17 protein-coding genes are annotated in these 20,032 nt (G+C 58.0%); 7 read left to right on the forward strand and 10 right to left on the reverse strand.

The window, feature by feature from the left end:
* Positions 1-56: 56 nt before the first annotated feature.
* From AAC060_RS01240 to AAC060_RS01260, 5 genes are all read left to right on the forward strand, one after another.
* The gene (locus tag AAC060_RS01240) at positions 57-2,051 is read left to right on the forward strand and encodes an acetyl-CoA carboxylase biotin carboxylase subunit (protein WP_339821968.1); all 1,995 of its coding nucleotides are present in this window, start codon (positions 57-59) and stop codon (positions 2,049-2,051) included.
* Positions 2,052-2,136: 85 nt separating this feature from the next.
* Positions 2,137-3,291 carry a nitronate monooxygenase gene (locus AAC060_RS01245; protein WP_339821970.1) on the forward strand — a complete coding sequence of 385 codons (1,155 nt, stop codon included), beginning with the start codon at positions 2,137-2,139 and terminating at the stop codon, positions 3,289-3,291.
* A gap of 92 nt (positions 3,292-3,383) precedes the next feature.
* The gene (locus AAC060_RS01250; protein WP_339821972.1) at positions 3,384-4,547 is read left to right on the forward strand and encodes a CoA transferase; all 1,164 of its coding nucleotides are present in this window, start codon (positions 3,384-3,386) and stop codon (positions 4,545-4,547) included.
* A gap of 89 nt (positions 4,548-4,636) precedes the next feature.
* Positions 4,637-6,277, forward strand: coding sequence for an acyl-CoA synthetase (locus tag AAC060_RS01255; protein ID WP_339821974.1), 1,641 nt, complete (start codon positions 4,637-4,639; stop codon positions 6,275-6,277).
* 90 nt (positions 6,278-6,367) lie between these two features.
* On the forward strand, positions 6,368-7,279 hold the full coding sequence (locus AAC060_RS01260) for a diacylglycerol kinase family protein (protein WP_339821976.1): 912 nt from the start codon (positions 6,368-6,370) through the stop codon (positions 7,277-7,279).
* A 10-nt stretch (positions 7,280-7,289) separates the two neighbouring features.
* Here the strand turns inward: AAC060_RS01260 and AAC060_RS01265 are convergent, their stop codons facing one another.
* The 10 genes from AAC060_RS01265 to AAC060_RS01310 all read right to left on the reverse strand — a co-directional run bounded on the left by AAC060_RS01265 (position 7,290) and on the right by AAC060_RS01310 (position 18,799).
* Positions 7,290-8,180 carry an alpha/beta hydrolase gene (locus tag AAC060_RS01265; RefSeq protein ID WP_339821979.1) on the reverse strand — a complete coding sequence of 297 codons (891 nt, stop codon included), beginning with the start codon at positions 8,178-8,180 and terminating at the stop codon, positions 7,290-7,292.
* A gap of 77 nt (positions 8,181-8,257) precedes the next feature.
* Positions 8,258-10,999 carry a carboxypeptidase regulatory-like domain-containing protein gene (locus AAC060_RS01270; protein ID WP_339821982.1) on the reverse strand — a complete coding sequence of 914 codons (2,742 nt, stop codon included), beginning with the start codon at positions 10,997-10,999 and terminating at the stop codon, positions 8,258-8,260.
* Positions 11,000-11,058: 59 nt separating this feature from the next.
* Positions 11,059-11,901 (reverse strand): molecular chaperone, encoded by an 843-nt coding sequence (locus AAC060_RS01275; RefSeq protein WP_339821984.1) that lies wholly within the window; start codon positions 11,899-11,901, stop codon positions 11,059-11,061.
* A gap of 219 nt (positions 11,902-12,120) precedes the next feature.
* Positions 12,121-12,615, reverse strand: coding sequence for a DUF4402 domain-containing protein (locus AAC060_RS01280; RefSeq protein ID WP_339821987.1), 495 nt, complete (start codon positions 12,613-12,615; stop codon positions 12,121-12,123).
* A 268-nt stretch (positions 12,616-12,883) separates the two neighbouring features.
* Positions 12,884-13,849, reverse strand: a complete 966-nt coding sequence (locus tag AAC060_RS01285) for a ParB/RepB/Spo0J family partition protein (protein WP_339821990.1) — start codon at positions 13,847-13,849, stop codon at positions 12,884-12,886.
* Positions 13,849-14,631 carry an AAA family ATPase gene (locus AAC060_RS01290; RefSeq protein ID WP_339821993.1) on the reverse strand — a complete coding sequence of 261 codons (783 nt, stop codon included), beginning with the start codon at positions 14,629-14,631 and terminating at the stop codon, positions 13,849-13,851. The genes AAC060_RS01285 and AAC060_RS01290 overlap by 1 nt, the downstream gene beginning before the upstream one ends.
* A 28-nt stretch (positions 14,632-14,659) precedes the next feature.
* A complete protein-coding gene (rsmG, locus tag AAC060_RS01295) occupies positions 14,660-15,277 on the reverse strand; it encodes a 16S rRNA (guanine(527)-N(7))-methyltransferase RsmG (protein ID WP_339821995.1) in 618 nt (205 codons plus the stop codon).
* Positions 15,274-17,139, reverse strand: a complete 1,866-nt coding sequence (gene mnmG / locus AAC060_RS01300; protein WP_339821998.1) for a tRNA uridine-5-carboxymethylaminomethyl(34) synthesis enzyme MnmG — start codon at positions 17,137-17,139, stop codon at positions 15,274-15,276. The genes rsmG and mnmG overlap by 4 nt, the downstream gene beginning before the upstream one ends.
* A gap of 73 nt (positions 17,140-17,212) precedes the next feature.
* Positions 17,213-18,511, reverse strand: coding sequence for a tRNA uridine-5-carboxymethylaminomethyl(34) synthesis GTPase MnmE (gene mnmE / locus AAC060_RS01305; protein ID WP_339822000.1), 1,299 nt, complete (start codon positions 18,509-18,511; stop codon positions 17,213-17,215).
* Between the two features lie 15 nt (positions 18,512-18,526).
* Positions 18,527-18,799 carry a DUF6489 family protein gene (locus AAC060_RS01310; RefSeq protein ID WP_339822003.1) on the reverse strand — a complete coding sequence of 91 codons (273 nt, stop codon included), beginning with the start codon at positions 18,797-18,799 and terminating at the stop codon, positions 18,527-18,529.
* A 132-nt stretch (positions 18,800-18,931) separates the two neighbouring features.
* On the opposite strand from AAC060_RS01310, the gene AAC060_RS01315 reads away from it, so the two are divergent.
* Complete coding sequence (locus tag AAC060_RS01315; protein WP_339822006.1) at positions 18,932-19,630, forward strand: dienelactone hydrolase family protein; 699 nt, start codon at positions 18,932-18,934, stop codon at positions 19,628-19,630.
* Complete coding sequence (locus AAC060_RS01320; RefSeq protein ID WP_339822009.1) at positions 19,627-20,028, forward strand: nuclear transport factor 2 family protein; 402 nt, start codon at positions 19,627-19,629, stop codon at positions 20,026-20,028. Before AAC060_RS01315 ends, AAC060_RS01320 begins: the two co-directional genes overlap by 4 nt.
* Positions 20,029-20,032 lie beyond the last annotated feature (4 nt).

The raw sequence follows: 20,032 nt of genomic DNA on the forward strand, positions 1-20,032 counted from the left end.
CTGGCGTGAAGCCATGCTTCGACAGGCTCAGCACGAACGGGGTGAAGGAAAATAAAATGACCCGAATCAACACACTCCTGGTTGCCAACCGCGGCGAAATCGCCTGCAGGGTGATGCGCACCGCCAAGGCGCAGGGCATCCGTACGGTGGCTGTCTATTCCGACGCGGACGCGAACGCGCCCCATGTCAGAATGGCCGATGATGCGGTGCATATCGGCCCGGCACCGGTCAATGAATCCTATCTGCTGATCGACAAGATCATCCAGGCCGCCAAGGACACTGGCGCCGACGCGATTCACCCCGGCTATGGGTTCCTCTCGGAAAATGCTGCCTTCTCCAAGGCTTGCGCTGACGCGAATATAATCTTTGTCGGACCGCCGGAAAAAGCGATCGACGTGATGGGCGACAAGGCCCGGTCGAAACGCGCGATGATCGCCGCCGGCGTGCCCTGCGTGCCCGGCTATCAGGGCGATGATCAGGCTGATGATGTGCTGGTCGCCGAAGCCGGCAAGATCGGTGTGCCATTGATGGTCAAGGCAGCCGCTGGCGGCGGTGGTCGCGGCATGCGGCTGGTCCATGATCTGAAAGACGTGCCCAATGCGATCAAACTGGCCCGGTCCGAGGCGGAAAATGCCTTTGGCAATGGCGAGCTGATTCTCGAGAAAGCGATCATCAAGCCACGCCATGTCGAGATTCAAGTCTTCGCCGACAGCCACGGCAATACCATCCATCTCGGCGAGCGCGATTGTTCGGTCCAGCGCCGACACCAGAAGGTGATCGAGGAAGCGCCTTGCCCTGTCATGACGCCAATATTACGCGAGCAAATGGGTGCGGCTGCGGTCGAAGCGGCCAAGGCAGTCGATTATGTCGGTGCCGGAACCGTCGAATTTCTGCTCGACCAGTCAGGCAGCTTCTATTTTCTCGAAATGAACACGCGGCTGCAGGTCGAGCATCCGGTGACCGAGGAAATCACGGGTCTTGATCTGGTCGCATTGCAACTGAAAGTTGCGTCAGGCGACTTATTGGGCCTTGAGCAGCAGGACATCACGCTCACCGGCCATGCGATGGAAGTCCGGCTCTATGCCGAGGATCCGGCGGATGATTTCCTGCCCAGCACCGGCCCGATCCACCTGTGGCAGCCATCCGGCCTCGCGCGGGTCGACAGCGGTATCCAGACCGGCGGCGAGGTATCGCCCTTTTACGATTCGATGGTCGCCAAGATCGTCACCCACGGCGCTACCCGCGACGAAGCCCGGCGCCGGATGATCAAAGCGCTCTCGGAGACCGCTCTGTTCGGCCCAAAAACCAATCGCGATTTCCTCATTGATGCGCTCGACCGCCCGGACTTTGTCGCCGGCGAAGCAACCACGGCCTTCATCGCCGAAAATTATGGCGAAGGCGGGGTGGATCTCGGGGCGCATGACTTTTCCTCTTATGCAATCGCGGCGGTCATCCATCACAAGCTGCGGCAGCAGGCGGCGCATAAGCTGGCGCTGAACGTCAATCCGGAAATGCTCGACTGGTCCAGCACCGGTTCACTGGAAACCGTAGCGCAATATGCCGATGGCGAAGACGCCCAGACGATCCACGTCCATGTCGACAAGCCCGGTCACTACCGGGTCAGCTCCGGCGAAGAAGGAGTCGAGGTGGACTTGATCAGCCTCACCGCCGACCGCGCGAAATTGCGGGTCGACGGACGGACCATCGAGGCGATCTATTATGATGACCATCGTACCCTCTATCTGGCGCTACCGAAGCGTTCGCTAACCGTCAGCGATCTGACCGGTCTCAGCGCGATGGAAGATGCGGGGGGCGGTGGCACCGTGGTCGCACCGATGCACGGATTGTTGCTCGAGATATTGGTCGAAGCCGGAGCGCGGGTTGCCAGGGGCGACAAGCTGGCTGTGCTCGAGGCGATGAAGATGCAGCACGAGATACTGGCCGAAATTGACGGGACGGTTGAAACCATCGCGGCAACCGCTGGCAAACAGATTGCGGCGGATGATCTGATCCTGGAGATTGTCGCGGATGAAGAAAGCGAAGAGGCATGATCCCTACCGTTCGCCCTGAGCCTGTCGAAGGGCAGGCCACGCACACTCATGCTTCGACAAGCTCAGCACGAACGGAAAGATCCCAATGAACAATAAAATCTGCGACATGCTCGGCATCGAATTTCCGCTGGTTGCCTTCTCCCACTGCCGCGACGTTGTCGCTGCCGTCTCCAGAGCCGGTGGCATGGGCGTATTTGGCGGGGTTAATTGCTCGCCGGAGACGCTCGAGGAAGAGCTCAGCTGGATCGACGCCCATGTCGACGGCAAACCTTATGGTCTCGACATCATCGTTCCGAATAAAGTCGAAGGAAAGGGCGAACAGCTCGATCCGGAAGCGGTACTAGCCTCGATTCCGGACGAACATAAGCAATTTACCAACGAGATATTGCAACGCCATGGCGTCAACACTGATCGCATCGCCGGGGACATCGAAACAGTCCGCCGCGAACAGGTCGCCTCCGCCGAAAATCTGCGCGGCGGAACGGCAGCAGCGATTTTGGAAGTCGCTTTCCGTCATCCGATCAAACTGATCGCAAATGCTCTGGGTATCCCGCCGCAGGTGATGCTGGAAATGGGGCAAAGACACAATGTTCCGGTCGCGGCGCTGGTCGGAACGAGAGATCATGCGATGAGTCAGGTCGCAGCCGGTGTCGACATCATCATTGCGGTCGGCGGCGAAGCCGGTGGCCATACCGGCGATATATCCACGATGGTGCTGATCCCCGAGGTCTGCAACGCGCTGGCCCAGATTGGCGACGATACGCCGGTACTAGCTGCGGGCGGCATTGCCACCGGCGCGCAGATGGCTGCCGCGATGGCGATGGGTGCTAGCGGCGTCTGGTGCGGGTCGGTCTGGCTGACCACGGTCGAAGCGGAAACCAATCCGGTGGTGAAAGAGAAAATGCTGGCAGCCACGTCACGCGACACCGTGCGAGCGCGCTCGCGCACCGGCAAGCCATCACGGCAATTGCGCTCACCCTGGACCGATGCCTGGCAGGCTGAGGGCGCACCCTCCCCGCTTCCCATGCCGTTACAGTCTCTGGTCGCAGAGCCCCCGCTGCGCGTGCTCGACAAGCTCAGTCAGGGTGACAATCAGGGCGCCAAGGATCTGGCCACCTATTGGGTCGGACAGGGCGTTGGCCTGATGAATGAGCAGATGACCGCCGGTCAGGTGGTGCAGGGCTTCAAGGAAGATTTCCTTACCGCATATGAAAGACTGGCCGCCAATCTGGACGAATGACCATCCCTACTCAATCCTGAGCTTGTCGCGGGATCAATTGCACCATATGCTTCCTCCAGACCGGCTCGAACGAAGTCGGGATTGAGGATCGCATGACAGATATAACACCGACGCAGCCACTGGCCGGAATCAGGGTCATCGAATTTTCCACGATGGTCACCGCCTCGCTGGCGACGATGATGTTTGCCCAGCAGGGCGCGGATGTGATCAAGGTCGAACCGCCCGGCATCGGTGATCCGATGCGCTGGCTGGGCAGTCAGAAATCCGGCATCTCCGGCCTGTTCCACAATTGCAATCGCGCCAAACGTTCGATCACGCTCGATCTCAAAACCGCAGAGGGCATCGCCCATGCCCGCCAGCTCTGTCTGTCGGCGGATGTGGTGATTCACAATTACCGCCCGGGTGTGATGGACCGGCTCGGACTGGGCAGCGATGCGCTGCGCCAGGAGAAACCGGAGCTTATCTATTGCGCCATCACTGGCTTTGGCCACGAAGGACCGCTGTCCGGCCGCCCGGCCTATGACCATGTGATGCAGGCGATGGCCGGGTTCATGACTCTGCAGGGCCATCCGGAAGGTTTCGCCTATGTCAAAACCCTGATCTGCGACAAGGTCACCGCTTATACTGCCGCGCAGGCGATTACCGCCGCCCTGTTCGCACGCGAGCGCATCGGTGTCGGCCAGCATATCGACCTGTCGATGCTCGAAAGCTGCATTGCCTTTCTCTGGCCCGATGGCGGTATGCACCTGACGCTGCAAGGCGAAGACGTGGCTCACGGCGCTCCCTTCGCCGACTATTATCAATTGCCGCTCCGGTCGACCGACGGAGCGATCGCCTATGCCGCTATGACCGACGACCATTGGTCGGCAATATTCGACATAGTCGGACGTCCCGACCTGAAGACGGAAGAGAAATATCAGGGCATGGCGAACCGCAGCATCCATATGGCGGAGCTCGCCTCGATCATCGCCAATGAAAAACCGAACCTGACCAGCGCCGAGATGGTCGCCGGTCTCGCCGCTCGTGATGTGCCGGCTGCCCCCTGTCTGGCGCTGGAAGACCTGCCGTCCAACCAGCAGGCCATGACTGTCGGTATATTCGAACAGAGTGATCATCCGCTGCTTGGCCGGGTCCAGCATGTCACGTCGCCGGCCCGTTTTGGCGGCGACAAGCCAGCGCCTTGTGGCCCCAGTCCGGCGCTCGGCGAACATAGCGAGGCCATCCTCGCCGAGATCGCGGCTCGCCCGCAACCATAGATCGAATCAATTGATTGCGGCACCCGTCATCTGGTTGCGTAAGTCTGCGATCTGGCTATTCTATTGGAAAAAAATAAGGAGAGAATCGCATGACCTGGCAGATGGCCGATATCTGGGAAAATATTGCTGCAGCAATTCCTGACAAACCCGCAATCGTCGACGGCGATAAACGCTATAGCTGGGCCGAATATGAAAATCGCGCAGCGCGCGTCGCACAGGTGCTTACCGACCATGGATTGAAGGCCGGTGCGAAGCTGGCAATCTATTCCTATAATTCGGCGGAGTATATGGAGACCCAGTTCGGGGCCTTCAAAGCACGCGTCTGCCCCGTCAATGTCAATTACCGCTATCTCGAGGCGGAACTGACTCATGTCATCAACAACAGCGACAGCGAAGCCCTGGTCTATCAGGCACAATTCGCCCCGCGCGTCGCGGCGATTCGCGATCAGCTCGAGCAGGTCAAACTCTTCCTCGAGATTGATGACGGATCGGGCCAGCATCTCGAGGGTGCTGTCTCCTATGTAGAAGCGTTGCAAAACACCGATCCCATGCCGGTGATCGAACGGTCGGATGACGATTTGTACATGCTCTATACCGGCGGCACGACCGGCATGCCCAAGGGCGTGATGTATGATCACAAGAGCTTTGCCACCGCGCTGCTCGCCAGAGGGTTCGAAATGCGGATGATGGAGCCACCGACCGATGCATCGGGCTTCGGGCCACTGGTACAGCAACTGCACGCGATGGGCGCAACGTCACGCTCCATTCCTGCATGCCCGCTGATGCATGGTACCGGCATGTGGATCGGGGCGATGGTCCCGCACAGCCTCGGTGGGTGCTTGGTGCTGAACGACAACAGCCATTTCGATCCGGTAGCGCTCTGGCAGCTGACCGAAGACGAGAAAGTCACCGATATCACCATCGTCGGCGATGTATTTGCCAAGCCGATGCTCGCTGCGCTGGAAGAGGCCAAGACGGCAGGGAAAGTCTTTGATTTATCATCACTTCTAATGATGGGGTCGTCGGGTGTGATGTGGTCGACGGAGGTCAAGCGCGGCCTTTTAGAACATTTGCCCCATATGGCCATTGTCGACAGCATGGGTTCGACCGAAGGCAGCATGGGGGTTTCGATCACCACCGCCGAAAATATCGATATCGACCAGACCGCAAAATTCGAAATGAATGCGACGACCAAAGTGTTGACCGAAGATGGCAAGCCGATAGCGCCCGGTTCCGGTGAGATGGGTCTGATCTGTAACGGCGGGATGGTGCCGCTCGGCTATTATAAGGACGAAGCGAAAAGCGCGGCCACGTTCAGGACATTCGACGGTGTCCGCTATTCGATCCCCGGCGATTTCGCGACGGTCGAGGCGGATGGCTCGATCACGCTGCTCGGGAGAGGTTCCGCCTGCATCAACAGCGGTGGCGAGAAGATCTTCCCCGAAGAAGTCGAAGAAGCACTCAAGACGCATGAATCGGTCTATGACTGTCTGGTGGTCGGGATAGCCGACGACCGCTTTGGCCAGAAAGTCACTGCTATCATTTCCCTGGCGCCCGACGCCCGGTTCGATGAAGCCGGACTGAGCGACCATGTCCGCTCGAAACTGGCGGCCTACAAGGCGCCGCGGGCCATTATAGTGGTGGATGAGGTTCCGCGCGCGGCTAATGGCAAGGCGGGCTATAAGGCGGCCAAGGAAATCGCCCTGGAGCGACTGCAGGTACCGGCATAGACAGGTAACCGGACGCCGGCACCGGCGGAGCGAGACAGGGCATCTCCCGTTCAGCCATTGACGGATCACGTCCATCCACCGCATGAGCGGATGATGATCGTCGAACTTATTCACAATCCGGCCTCGGGCACGTTTAATCAAACCCGGCTGGATGACCTGTCCCGCGCCTTCCAGGCATGCGGCGCGCAAGTAAGGCTGGGCCGGACCGAAAAGAACGGGCAGTTCGAGATTTTCTCCGACTGTGATCTCGTCTGTGTGTCGGGCGGTGACGGGGCCTTGCAGCTGGTCGTCGCATCGATGGTTCGCTCCGGAATATCCAGACCCCTATGTGTGTTTCCTGCCGGCACGGTCAATCTGGTCGCCAAAGAACTCGGCTATTCCAGCGATCCGGAAATATTCGCGCGCGAGATCATGGCCGGATTTCTCGACAAGCAAGTGGCGCGTCTGGAAGCCCCGTTAGTTACCAGCGACGGCCAGCCCTTTGTCGCCTGTATCAGTGCCGGTCCCGACGGTCAGGCCGTCGCGCGGCACAGTCCGGCATTGAAAAAGCGCATAGGCGGGGCGGCTTATGCATGGTCGCTGATAAAGCTGCTCGGCGACTGGCCGGAGCTGCGCTTTTCGCTGGCGGTGGAAGCGCCCGACGGCACGACAGAACATCTGAACTGCAGCGCGGTTTACGTAATCAAGGCCCGTTATTACGCCGGAAGCTGGGTTCTCGCGCCGACAGCAGAATTGGGATCCAGGCATTTTCAGGTCATATTGCTGACCCGCGCCCGGCGCAGGGATTTTTTCCGCTTCCTGCTCCAGATCGCGCGCGGTCGTGACCCCGCAGAGCTCGCTTTCGTCCAGTCCCTGCCAGCTTCCCGGCTGACGATAATCGCGAAAGACAAAATCTCCCGACTGGCCGCGTTTCAGGCAGACGGTGACACGCTAGCGGTACAACCCTATGAGATCAGGATGGCCGACCAGAGCGTTACATATTGTTTGCCGATACCCGAATAAATCCCGCTCTTTAGGCGGCGCGACAATGGGCTGCGATCAGATCGACCATTTTCGGCAATTTGCTTGGCGGCAGATCGTGCCCCATGCCCTCAACAAGTTCGAACCGGGCGCCTTTGACATTGGCCGCGATATCCTGACCGCAGACCGACGGGATGAGCGGATCATCGGCACCATGAATGACCATCGTCGGCGCGGTGATCCGGTTCGCCGTCGGCCGCAAATTTCCGGTATCGATGATCGCCGCCATCTGGCGCTTCGGCCCGGGCGGGTAGAAGCCGCGTTCTTGCGCCAGTTTCATCATCGCCCGGCGTTCCTCCGGCCGATTCCGGCCTTCCTCGGACGCGATCAGGGACGAGAAGGCCAGTCCCAGTTCCAGAGCCTCGTCCGGCGTCCGCACTTTTGCGCGAGCCGTTTGCAGCAGCACCTTGCGCACTTCGGCATTGGCTCCAGGAAGGCCCGGACCGTTGGTCGATGACATGACCGGCGTAAAGGACAGCACCCGATCGGCGTGATCGCCCGCAATCAGTTGCCCGATCATACCGCCCATAGACGCCCCGACAATATGCGCCCGGTCGATCTTGAGGGCGTCGAGAACGCCGACCGCGTCCCTCGCCATATCGCTCAGATTATAGGGTGCCATTTGCCTTTTCGGGAAGAGCCGTTTGGTGAGCATCTGCCGGAGCGGGTGCGGTGGCCGCACGCCGTCAAATTTATAGGAAAGACCAACATCGCGGTTATCAAAAGTGACGACCCGGAATCCCTCCTTAACCAGACCATTGACGAAATCCATCGGCCAGTAAATCAGCTGGGCGGTATAGCCCATGACCAGCAATATGGCGGGATCCTCGGGGTTGCCGTGATCTTCTGCTTCGATATTGATACCATTAGCGATGACTTGCATGGGCTGTTCCTGAACTACACGAAAACAGGATAAGTAACAGAAAGTGCAAGCGTTACAAGAACCGCAGCTATCTGGGGCTAGGGCATGTTTCCCCGGTCTGGCCGGCCGATATCATTTTGCGCCATATTGGCGTTGGTACCGACCGTTATCGCGCCCAGCCGGGCCACCTGATTTTCTTCGTCCACCACCGCTCGTGCGCCAAGGATCACCGGAACCTGAATCGCCTGCGCAGACAGTTTGGCAATACGGACCGTATAACTGCCGTAGGGAACGCCATCGAACAGGAAGAAACCATCAAATTCGGTCTGGGCCTCGCGAACGACGCGGCCTTCACCGTCAACCAGCTCCATGCCGACTCCGGCAATCGGGCCGCCGCCCCTGCGCACCAATGTTCCTTCGACCTCGCCAGCACTGACCAGCGGCAGCTCGACGGTCACTGCAACACCGGGCCGCGGCGTGATTACCACACCGGGGAGAGCGGGCTGCACGAAGGGATTGGACAAGCTGCTGCTGTCGATGCCGATCAATATCGGCCGGAAGGGCAGCAGATTGTCGATAATCGCCCGGCCATTGGCATCCGTGGCGGACAAAGCCACCGACTGTCCGGCGGTCAGCTCGACATTTTCCACCAATGGCTCTCCGGCCTGACGGACTCCATCCCTGTTTTCGTCCCGATAGACGATCGCCAGCGCCTGCCCGCTATTGGCCAGCTTGTTGCTCGACAACCGGAACTTCCCGCTCCGGGGATCAGGTCCTAGACTGAACGCCAGATTCAGGCCGGCCGCCACCGACCCGTCGGTCGCTGCCTCGGCGCTCGCGGTGACCGAAAAGCGATCGAACCGCCGAACAATCCCGATGCCCGCACGCGCACGATTGAGACTGGCATCATAGCCCAGCTCCGCCCGCCAGTCTGACCGTTCGCCAGCCCGCCATTCACCGGTAAAATCAACCCGTTCGAAACGTTTTTCCGGCGCGAGGCGGTACACCGCTTCGCCGCGCAACCGGACCTTGCCGATCCGTCCGGTAGCAAGCAGCCGTGCGTCCAGCTGATCCGGCGCATTTGTACCTGAATCGCTAAACTGCTTTTCCCAGTTTAACTCGCCGGTTAGAGATAAATATTTGAGATTAAACGACATTCGTCCCGTTACATCGAGAATGTCCCGGCCGTCCGAACGCGTTTCATATTGCGTATCGATATGAAAAGGCACCAGTTTTCTGCCGATTTTGAAACTATGGTCGATCGCCAGACTATGGCGTGAATCGATATATTCCTCGACCTGGTCCGAGAGATATTCGCCTTTGGTCCAGATCGATTCGGCGGTAATATAGCTGTTGCCAAGCTGCCCGAGCAGCTGGCCGCGGAATGCCATTCCTTCGCCAAGGTTCGATGAACCCGATAGCTCAACCAGCGTCGGGCCCACCGCCCTTCGGACCGATCCCTCAAGATAATTATAGCGATCACCGTCGATTTGCAGACTGAACAATGATGCGGCAACAGAGGTTTTATTGTTGAGACCCCGTTCAACCCCGACACCGCCCCGCCAACCGGCCTGACGGATTGGCAAAAACTCCCCGAGCCGGATCAGATCCTCTCCGGCTTCGTGAATCCCCGCCCAATAATAGGTTTCCCGGGGCGGAATAGAGTCGAGACCCACCGGAATGACCTTGGTATCACGTCTTATCTGTCCTTGCGGGCCATATAGCACCACTTCGATGCGATTCTGACCGTAAAGCAACGGAACATCGAGAAATTCATAACGGCCATCGGTGCGGTTTTCGGCAAAGGCTAGCAACTGGCCATTGCGATATAGTTCTGCGTCCCAGCCATTGGGTAATTCGCCACGGAAGCTGGTGCGATCAAAACTATCCGGCCGCTCAACGGGACGATTGGTCACCAATGCCCCGCGTCCCGCAATCGATTGGGACACCAAGGGCGTCGAGAATGTCGAGACATCGCCCAGAGCGAAATGGGTGGCCTTCAGCGGTCCGAGAAGTTCGCCCTTGGGATCGGTGCGATAGGCTCGAACCCTGAGATTTTCGGGCACGCCGCTATTATCGGACGACAATCGTGCATCAAAGCTCGCTTTGCCGACTTCCCCGGACGCATAAAGTTCGTACCGCAGGTCAAATTGCTGCCCGGATTGCTTATCCCTCAAGCCACCGGCTGAAACCACGGCATCCACCGACGGCGTGCGCCAGAATTTATAGGGTTCCGACGATTGCGGCAGACCGGACAGATCAAAACTCTTCTGCGGGCGGATTTTAGCCGCCTGTTCCTTGCGCTCCAGCGCGCGTTCGAACGGCAACTGGGTGTCGGACCGGATGGTCAGCAGCGCATTGGACAGATCGGGGACGAATTGCACATCAAACCATTCCGACAGGCTTTTCACGTCAACGCACCAGCCCTCTGGCACATCATATATTTGCCCGGACCGCAATTTTGCCGTCACGTCGGCCTTTTGCACCATTTCATTGTCACGATCGATGGTGATCGTCTGGTTCTCGGTAAAAATCCAGCCAGTTGCGCGGCGCGACTTCTTGTCGAGGCGGAGCGGAATATCCATCGCCATGATGATATCGGCGAGATCAACGCAGATTCCGCTATCAGTCTGATAGCCTCTGACGCCGTCTCCCAGCCGATAGTTGCCCGACCGCAGGTCAAACAATAAGGCATCATCGTCGTTTGCGGTCCAGTCGGACAGCGCTTGCGCTTGCGCAGAGAATGCCATGAACAGCGAAGCCGCCGAGATCGCAATGATCCCCGCGGTCTTGGCCAAAGCGTGGTAGCTCTGGCCGATTATATTATATCGCGCTCTCATGGTTCACATCATGACTTCGTGACGGCGTGAAGCCGCACTAAGCCATTGCTATGAAATGATTACCTTAGAACCATATCCGTTTTGGCGATAAGCCCCCCGCCGGAATTTGCGGGTTCGTAATATTCCACCGTTACCTGGCCTTTGAGCTGCGCTGCCACTTCGGGCGGTACCGGAAGGGTAACGCTGCGCTGGCCGACTTCCGGATAGACGGCAATGCCCCGCGCAACCATGACCGGCTCGCTTGATCCCGGTTTCGTAACCCGGATTTCGCCATATATCGACCGGTCACCCGTTCGACTGAGGTCAAAGGTCAGGGCCTGGCCATCAGCCTGCTGTTCCAGCCTGCCATTGGCGATCGCAGCCGTTGCCTGCAAATTTCCCTGACGGATGATGACGGGGATAGTGACGCCGTAAATCGGAGTCAGGGAGATCGAGAAGCCCTGATCAGGTGTCGCTTGTTCGGTAACAGACCGGGCTTCGGGAATCGCGCGAAACAGAAGATGCGCACGATATTCTCCGTCAGGCAGGCCGTCGGGAGCTCTGACGCCAAGACGGATCGCCTGCGGCTGGTTTGGCGGCAGCGTCACCCGGCGCGGCGCATAGCGGATCATCTCCTTTGCCGCTCGCTCGATGTCATTTTCCTGTTCTTCGGTGACATCTTCCAGACGGCCTTCGGCGGTCATCCGGCGCAATTCCAGCGAGATACGGTACGTGGCCGTCTCCGAGCCGATATTGTTCAAGATAACTTCGGTCCCGCGCTGTCCGTCCAGGACAACCCGGGTCGGAGCGACCAACAGGTCACCCGCTGCCTGTGCAGGGCTCGATGATAAGGACATGGCGGACGCCAGGGCGCCCAGCCCGATGCAACAACGCTTCAATAATCTTAATTTCTGGATGGTCATGATATTCTCCGGCTACTGGTCATTCGGAGAGGTTGGCTTCCCACAGCCGGCCCCACCCCGCCCTTATGACGAAATAGGGTTACCAAAGCGCTAACCATGGGCGACTCGTGGCCGACCGCTGGATTCCGAGGAAGATCATAAAAAAACCCGCTCGCGACCCAAGGCGCGAACGGGTTCTGGTCGGCATTGATCGACGGTTTTATGCCGTCGGTTCAGTTTTTACTGATAGCTGACTGTGACGTTGAAGTTACCGACATAGGCACCATCAGCCTGACCCGCAGCAACGCTAAGAGTTCCGCCAACTACAAACGCATCGGTTCCGTCGAGAACGATGGTGGAGACGTTAGGTGTCAGCGAAGCAGACATCGTGTCGGAATTCGTGTTGGTCAGCGTAACCGACGTGTCAGCTGAAACCGTGACGGTTTCACCGGTCGTGCCGCCGACATCAAAGCCAGCTGCCGAAGTTGTACCGGAACAAACGATTGTTGCGGTGCATGACGGAACGCCAAGAGCGTTCACAGCGATGGTACCGGCGGATGCGCCGCTTACGATCGTACCGAAATCGAGTTTGCTACCATCGGAAGTTACGGTAACCTGTTGCAGGATATTTGCTTTTGCATCCGCAGACGCAGTCGCAGCATTGGCTGCGTTAGCACCCATAGCGGAAGCCACAAGCACGGAAGAAGCCAAAGCGGCTTTCATAAATTTGGTCATAGTTACTGGTCCCTATTATTATCTTACTACCGAAAGGGCACATGCGGTGCGCTCCCGTCAAACCCACTGACCGGAACGTCGCCTGTACCAACATTCGATGCTGCTTATCCTAGGGAAAGGATAAAGCTTTGCTTGCAGTCATGGTTAATTTTGAATTAACCCGTTAAACCACTGATATAATTATATTTATCCCGCTATAATGCGCTCCACCACTGACGGAATTCCATGGCTAAAGGCGAAAATCGCACACCTGATTGGCTGTTCCAGCCTAGATATGCTCGCCAGTGAGACGCTGACAAATCAGGTCAAGTTGATCGAGATTGGCATATTCAATCGACATGGCACCACCCTGCCCGTTGGATTGAATGCTCACTTTCAATCCGAGCAAATCACCCAAATGTGTTTCCAGCGCCTGGATATCTGCATCGGTTTCCGACAGCGCTGCCTGTTTCTTCGCCGACAAGGGTTTGTCGCCACCCAAGGATTTGCGGACCAGACGCTCGACGTCGCGGACCGACAGCCCCTGTTTGACGATCTGGGTTGCCAGTTCTTCTGCATGCGGCGCGTTGATTAGCGCCCGGGCATGGCCCATCGATAATTTTTCATCGACGACAAGACTCTTCACGCCATTTGGCAATTCGAGCAGGCGCATCAGATTGGCGATATGGCTCCGCGATTTGCCAACAATCTCGGCAAGCCTGGACTGGCTGTGACCATATTCCGTACTAAGCCGGGCATAGGCCTCGGCTTCCTCGATCGCGTTGAGATCCTTGCGCTGGACATTCTCGACAATCGCTATTTCCAGCGTTTCTTCGTCGTTAAGATTACGGACGACCGCGGGAATCTGATGCAAGCGGGCGCGTTGCGCGGCCCGCCAGCGGCGTTCACCGGCGACGATCTGGAAATTCTTGCCATGGGGCCGTACGACAATCGGCTGGATGACCCCGCGCTGCCGCATACTATCGGCCAGCTCGTCGAGCGCATCGGTGTTGAACGTCTGCCGCGGCTGATCCGGATTCGGCCGGATATCGGAAACCGCAATCGAGCGCAGACCGTCGATAGCCGGCGCCGGCGCTTGGCCGGCGGCGCTAACATCGGTGGCTCCCGGTGCCTCGGTTACAATCGGTTCTTCCCGCTGGATTTCTCCGAACAGGCTGTTGAGTCCCCTGCCCAGCCCGGTAGCGCGCTTTGGTGCTTTCTTGCTGCTGTCATTCACGATCGTCTCGTCAGTCATCAGGCGGCTACCTTTCTCTCCGGCAAGCGTCCGATCAATTCACGGGCGAGGTCGATATAGGCGACGGACCCGCTACACCGGTAATCATAGATCAGGGCGGGAAGGCCATGGCTCGGCGCTTCCGAAAGCCGGACGTTACGCGGGATAACGGTTTTGAACACCACATCGCCCAGACAGGCGCGGACATCATCCGACACTTGTTCGGTCAGTTTGTTCCGACGATCATACATGGTCAGCACCACGCCCATCACCGAAAGCTGGCGATTGAATCGCGCGCGAATCCGCTCCACCGTTTGCAGCAACTGGCTCAGGCCCTCGAGCGCGAAAAATTCGCACTGCAGCGGAACCATCAAGGATTCCACCGCGACCATAGCGTTGAGGGTGAGCAGACCGAGCGAGGGTGGACAATCAATCAGGCAAATATCCCAGCGACCATTGTCGGCGCTATCCAAAGCTTTTTTCAAACGATGGGTCCGCTCTTCGAATCCGACCAGTTCGACTTCCGCACCGGACAGATCGACGGTTGCCGGAACAATCTCCAGCCCGGGCACTTTGGTCTGGTTGATACATTCCGCCAATGGCACGTCATTGATCAGCAGATCATAGCTGCTGTTGACGCGATCGCCCTGCGAAAGCCCAAGGCCAGTGGAGGCATTTCCTTGCGGATCGAGGTCGATCAGCAGGACTTTCCAGCCACTGGCGGCCAGCGCGGTGGCCATATTAATTGCTGTGGTGGTCTTGCCCACTCCGCCTTTTTGATTGGCAATTGCGATACGAACCATATTCAGTTCAACCTTAGAAAATAGGTTTCTAGCCCTTTCCCACCAATATTCCGGCGTCCGGATCGGTCAAACTATGTTCCACGTGGAACATCTTTTGCCTTTTTGGTGACAGGCCTTTTAACTCCCTTACCGCATTTTTACCTTTAGGTAAGAGCCAAACCGTATTTTCTGTGGAAAAACGGTGCGAAAGTGCGATGAGTCGATCCAGAGGGGCAAAGGCTCTGGCGCTTATAACGTCAGCCGGGAAGCTTTCCATATTCTCCAGACGGTCGGCAATGATGGTGGCATGGTCACCTATGCCGGTCTGCTCTACCGCCTGATTGAGAAACTCTGCCCGACGCTTCCGTGATTCGACCATGTGCACCTGATAAGGTGTCAGTATCGCAATGATGATGCCAGGAAAGCCGGCGCCGGTTCCCAGATCAAGCCAGACCTTTCCGGCTTCCGGCGGCGGCGCGTAACGCAATAGCTGGGCACTGTCGACGATATGGCGCGACCACAGACTGTCTGCGCTGGCCTTGGATATCAGGTTCTGTCGCTGCATCTCGTCGCGCAACATCGCGTCGAACGTTTCGAGCTGTTGCCATGTTTCACGTGAAACATCATATTCTGCGCGAAGCCAGGCTTGCGCTTCTTCTTCCGTCATGCGGCGATATTCCTTGAATCCCGGCGGCGGGCGTGAACGAGAATAGCGGCAAGCGCCGCAGGCGTTATGCCCCTGATCCGTGAGGCTGCAGCCAGAGTATCGGGTCGCGCCGTATTCAGCCGCTCGACCATCTCGTTGGATAGACCGGCGATAATGGCATAGTCGATATCGTCGCCAAGCCGGATCTGTTCATTGGCGCGAAGATCGCGCAGTTCCGATTCCTGCCGTTCGAGATAAGGCGCATAGCGCGCATCCTCTTCAATCTCAGCCATCAGGTCAGGATTGCCGGTCTTCAAACATGCTTCCAAATCTTCCAATGAAGCGATGCTGATATTCGGAAAACGCAACCATTGGAACAGGCTCTGCTTGGTACCGTCGCGGCGGACGTTGATGCCGAGCTTCACGAGATCTTCACTGGAATATATCGATTCGAGCGCGGTGAAAATATCATCGCGCGCTCGCTGGCGGTCGCCAAACCAATGCGCCCTCTCCTCGGCCACACATCCCAAAGCAATGGCTATCGGCGTCAACCGGGTCGAGGCATTGTCCGCCCGCAGCCGCAATCGATATTCCGCTCTGGCCGTCAACATACGATAAGGTTCGGTGACACCCTGCAACACAAGATCGTCGATCATCACGGCCATGTAACTGGTGCCACGATCGAGCACGGGTGCGTCCTTGCCCTGCACCAGACATGCGGCTCCGATCCCTGCGATCAATCCCTGGGCCGCCGCTTCTTCATAGCCGGTGGTTCCGTTAATCTGGCCGGCGCAATAAATCCCTTCCAGATCGCGGACCTTCAGCGACCGGTCGAGGGCACGCGGATCGATATGATCATATTCCACCGCGTAGCCGGGAACGATGATCTCGGCCTTCTCCAGTCCGTCCATGCTGCGCACGAAGGCGAGCTGGACGTCGGCGGGCAATGACGTGCTGATCCCGTTCGGATAGACAAGATTGGTGTCGAGGCCTTCCGGCTCGAGAAACACCTGGTGTGAATCACGATCGGCAAAGCGGTGAATCTTGTCCTCGATCGAAGGGCAATAACGTGGCCCCTGCGCGTCGATCGCCCCACTGAACAATGGTGAACGGTCGAGCGACCCGCGAATGATTTCGTGGGTCTCAGCATTGGTCCGGCTGACCGCGCAAAATGTCTGCGCTACCGTCCGCCCTCTCGACAGTGGCGACATCGTCCAGCCGTCATCGTCGGATGGCTGCTCGGGCAAGACTGCCCAGTTGATCGTCCGGCCATCGATACGCGGCGGTGTTCCGGTTTTCAGACGGGCGATCGGCAGACCCGCATCGCGGATCTGTTGTCCTAGCGAAACCGAAGCGGCCTCGCCTGTCCGTCCACCCTCATGCCTTTCCTCACCGCGAAACAATTTCCCGTTGAGAAATGTACCGGTGGCGAGGATCACGGCTTTGGCATTGATCGTTGATCCGTCTGCCATGACGATTCCGCTGACCCGGGAATCCGACATGGTGAGACTGGCCACTTCGCCCTCGACGATGGTCAGATCGTCCTGGGCGTCAAGCATCCGGTGGATTGCCGCCTTATAGAGTTTGCGGTCTGCCTGAACCCGCGGTCCCTGTACCGCGGTGCCCTTTGAGAGATTGAGCATCCGGTAATGAATCGCCGCGGCATCAGCGGCGCGTCCGATCAGCCCGTCAAAGGCGTCGACTTCGCGCACCAGATGGCCCTTGCCGAGCCCGCCTATCGCCGGGTTGCAAGACATAGCGCCGATGCTTTCGCGGGTGAAACTGACCAGTGCGGTGGACGCGCCCATGCGCGCCGCGACAGCGGCAGCCTCGCAACCGGCATGGCCTCCGCCTACCACAATGATGTCAAATTCCTTGTTCATGGCGCAGCCCATAGCTCAAGCGGGTTTGCAGGTCAAAATCTACCGGTGCCCGCAACTGTTCCACGTGGAACAATCATTTCCCGATACAGAATTTTCCGAACAGGCCATCGAGCATATCTTCGGTGCTCGCCTTGCCAGTGATCTCGTCGAGGGCCTTGCGGGCCATCCGCAAATGTTCCGCGACGATCAGATAATCCGCTTGGTCAATAATCTCCGCCAGATTGTCGCAGGCGATCAAAAGCAGATTGGCCTGACGCGCGTTGACGCTGACCTGGTCTCCGTTCGGCAGAATGTCTTTTGCCCGGATGATCAGATGATCGACCAGAGCGTCCAATCCCTGACCGGTGACCGGTGAGAGGGTGAAAGCGGCATCGGCTTTTGGTTCGTGCTCCGGATGATCGCAGCGCGAACTGATCTCGATGAGATTGTCGAACTCCGGTCCCTGCCCTTCGTCACCCAGCCACAATATAATGTCGGCCGCTTCAAATTGTTGATGTGCGCGGTCGATGCCGATCTGCTCGATCGTCTCCGCTCCGCTGTCCCGAACGCCGGCGGTATCGATGAAGAGAAACGGAATGCCACCCAAGGCGATAGGCACCTCGATCACGTCGCGAGTGGTTCCAGCGATATCAGAAACAATCGCTGCCTCGCGTTCGACCAGCGCATTGAGCAATGTCGACTTGCCGCTATTCGGAGGACCGCCGAGTACCACCCTGATGCCATCCCTCAATTTTTCCGCGCGTGGCCGCGCCAGCAGATCGCGCATCTCCTCGACCAGCGGACGCGCATTATTCTGAACCACTGCGGCTTGCTCCGGCGCAACGTCATCCTCGTCGGAAAAATCCAGTTCGGCCTCGACCCGCGCCGACAGTGCCAATATCTGCAACTGCCAGTCATCGATTTTTCGCGATAACGCGCCACCGGCATTGCGAACCGCCGCCTTGCGCTGCAATTCGGTTTCGGCGAACAGCAGATCGGATAGGCCCTCGGCTTCCGCCAGATCCATTTTGCCATGAGTAAACGCGCGCCGGGTGAATTCGCCTGGCTCCGCCTGGCGCAGACCATCAATCTGCTCCAGCGCCTTTTCGATTGCCCGGATAACCGCCCGGCCGCCATGACAATGGATCTCGGCCAGATCTTCTCCGGTCGCGCTATTCGGCCCCGGGAACCACAGGCATAAAGCTGAATCCAGCAGTTCTTCATTAACCATATTGGTGATATTACACAGCGCAGAAACACGCGGTTTTGGTAAATTACCGGTGAGAGATTTCAGCGCCTGCCCTGCCAACGAACCGCTGATCCGCAGGATCCCTATGGCCGCCGGCGGTTGCCCGCTGGACAATGCGAAAATTGTATCATCAGCGGACAACATCACGGAACGCGGCAGCTAGTCGCTCTTTTTCTTGGTGGAAGTGGATTTTCCGCCGCTCGATGCAGCACCCATGGCACCGGTCAGGAAGGAGGAAAACATCTTCAGACCCGCCTCGCCCATTGGCGCGATGATCTTGGTGAAATTCTGCAATTGCTCGACCGAATTGGCACCCTGCAGGAATTTCGACATTTCCTGGACATAGCTTTCGTTGAGTTTCGCGACGTCGGGCAACCCGATCAGGCGGCGCGCCTCCTCCGGTGTGCAGTCCAGTTCAACGCTGACTTTCATTATATATTCCTCTGTTTGGCCGTCGCGACGAAGTTCCCCCTCCACGCAACAGGTTGATGTTCGACCTTGCCTGCGTCTGATATGGGGATATTGTGCCCAAAGAATCAAGGCATGATGCAAAGGAGCTGCAAGATGGGCACGATTGAAGAAGTAAAAACATTGAACGGAAATGCAGAATTCCCCTGCTATGTCGCCAGGCCCGACGGCAAAGCCAGCGCCGCGATCATCGTCATTCAGGAAATTTTCGGCGTCAATAAAGGCATCCGCGCCAAATGCGACCATTGGGCCAGTCTCGGCTATCTGGCGGTTGCGCCAGATCTGTTCTGGCGGATCAACGAAGAAACCGATCTCGACGCCGATGTGCCGGAGCAATTCCAGACCGCGATCGATCTGATGAACAAACTTGATCAGGATCAGGGCATCCGCGATATCGAAGCAGCAATCCATTATGCCCAGACCGAAATCGGCAGCCACAAGGTCGGTTGCGTCGGTTACTGTCTCGGCGGCCGTCTCGCCTTCATGACCGCCGCACGCACCGATATACGGGCGTCGGTCGGCTATTATGGCGTCGGTATCGACGGTCTGCTGGATGAAAAACATGCGATCGCTCACGAAGTGATGCTGCATATCCCCACAGCTGACGGATTTGTACCCGCAGAGGCGCAGGCAGCGATGCACGCCGGGCTGGATGATCACCCGAAGGTGACATTGCATGACTATGACGGCCTCGACCACGGCTTTGCCGCCGAATTTGGCGCGCGCCGCGACGAAGCCGCCGCTACACTGGCGGACAGCCGTACCGAAGCCTTTTTCAAGGAGCATCTGGCATGAGCGCCCACGATAATCTGAAAGTCTGGCATGACCGGATGGAAAGCAAAAGCCCGGAAGAGCTGAGCGCGCAAATCGCTGACGATGCGGTGTTCCACTCCCCGGTCGTTCACACCCCGCAATTGGGAAAACCGCTGGTCATGGCCTATTTGTCAGCCGCGGATAATGTGCTCGGCAACGACAGCTTCCGCTATGTCCGCGAAATCGTCGACGAGAGCGTCAATATGGCGATGCTCGAGTTCACCCTCGAACTCGACGGGATTCACGTCAACGGCGTCGATATCATCAGCTGGAATGACGACGGCAAGATTCAGGACTTCAAGGTCATGATCCGCCCATTGAAGGCGATCAATAAAGTCTGGGAAGAAATGGGCAAGATGCTGGAGAAGATGAAGGGTTAATCTC

This window comes from uncultured Parasphingorhabdus sp., from assembly GCF_963975555.1.
Lineage (GTDB): Bacteria > Pseudomonadota > Alphaproteobacteria > Sphingomonadales > Sphingomonadaceae > Parasphingorhabdus.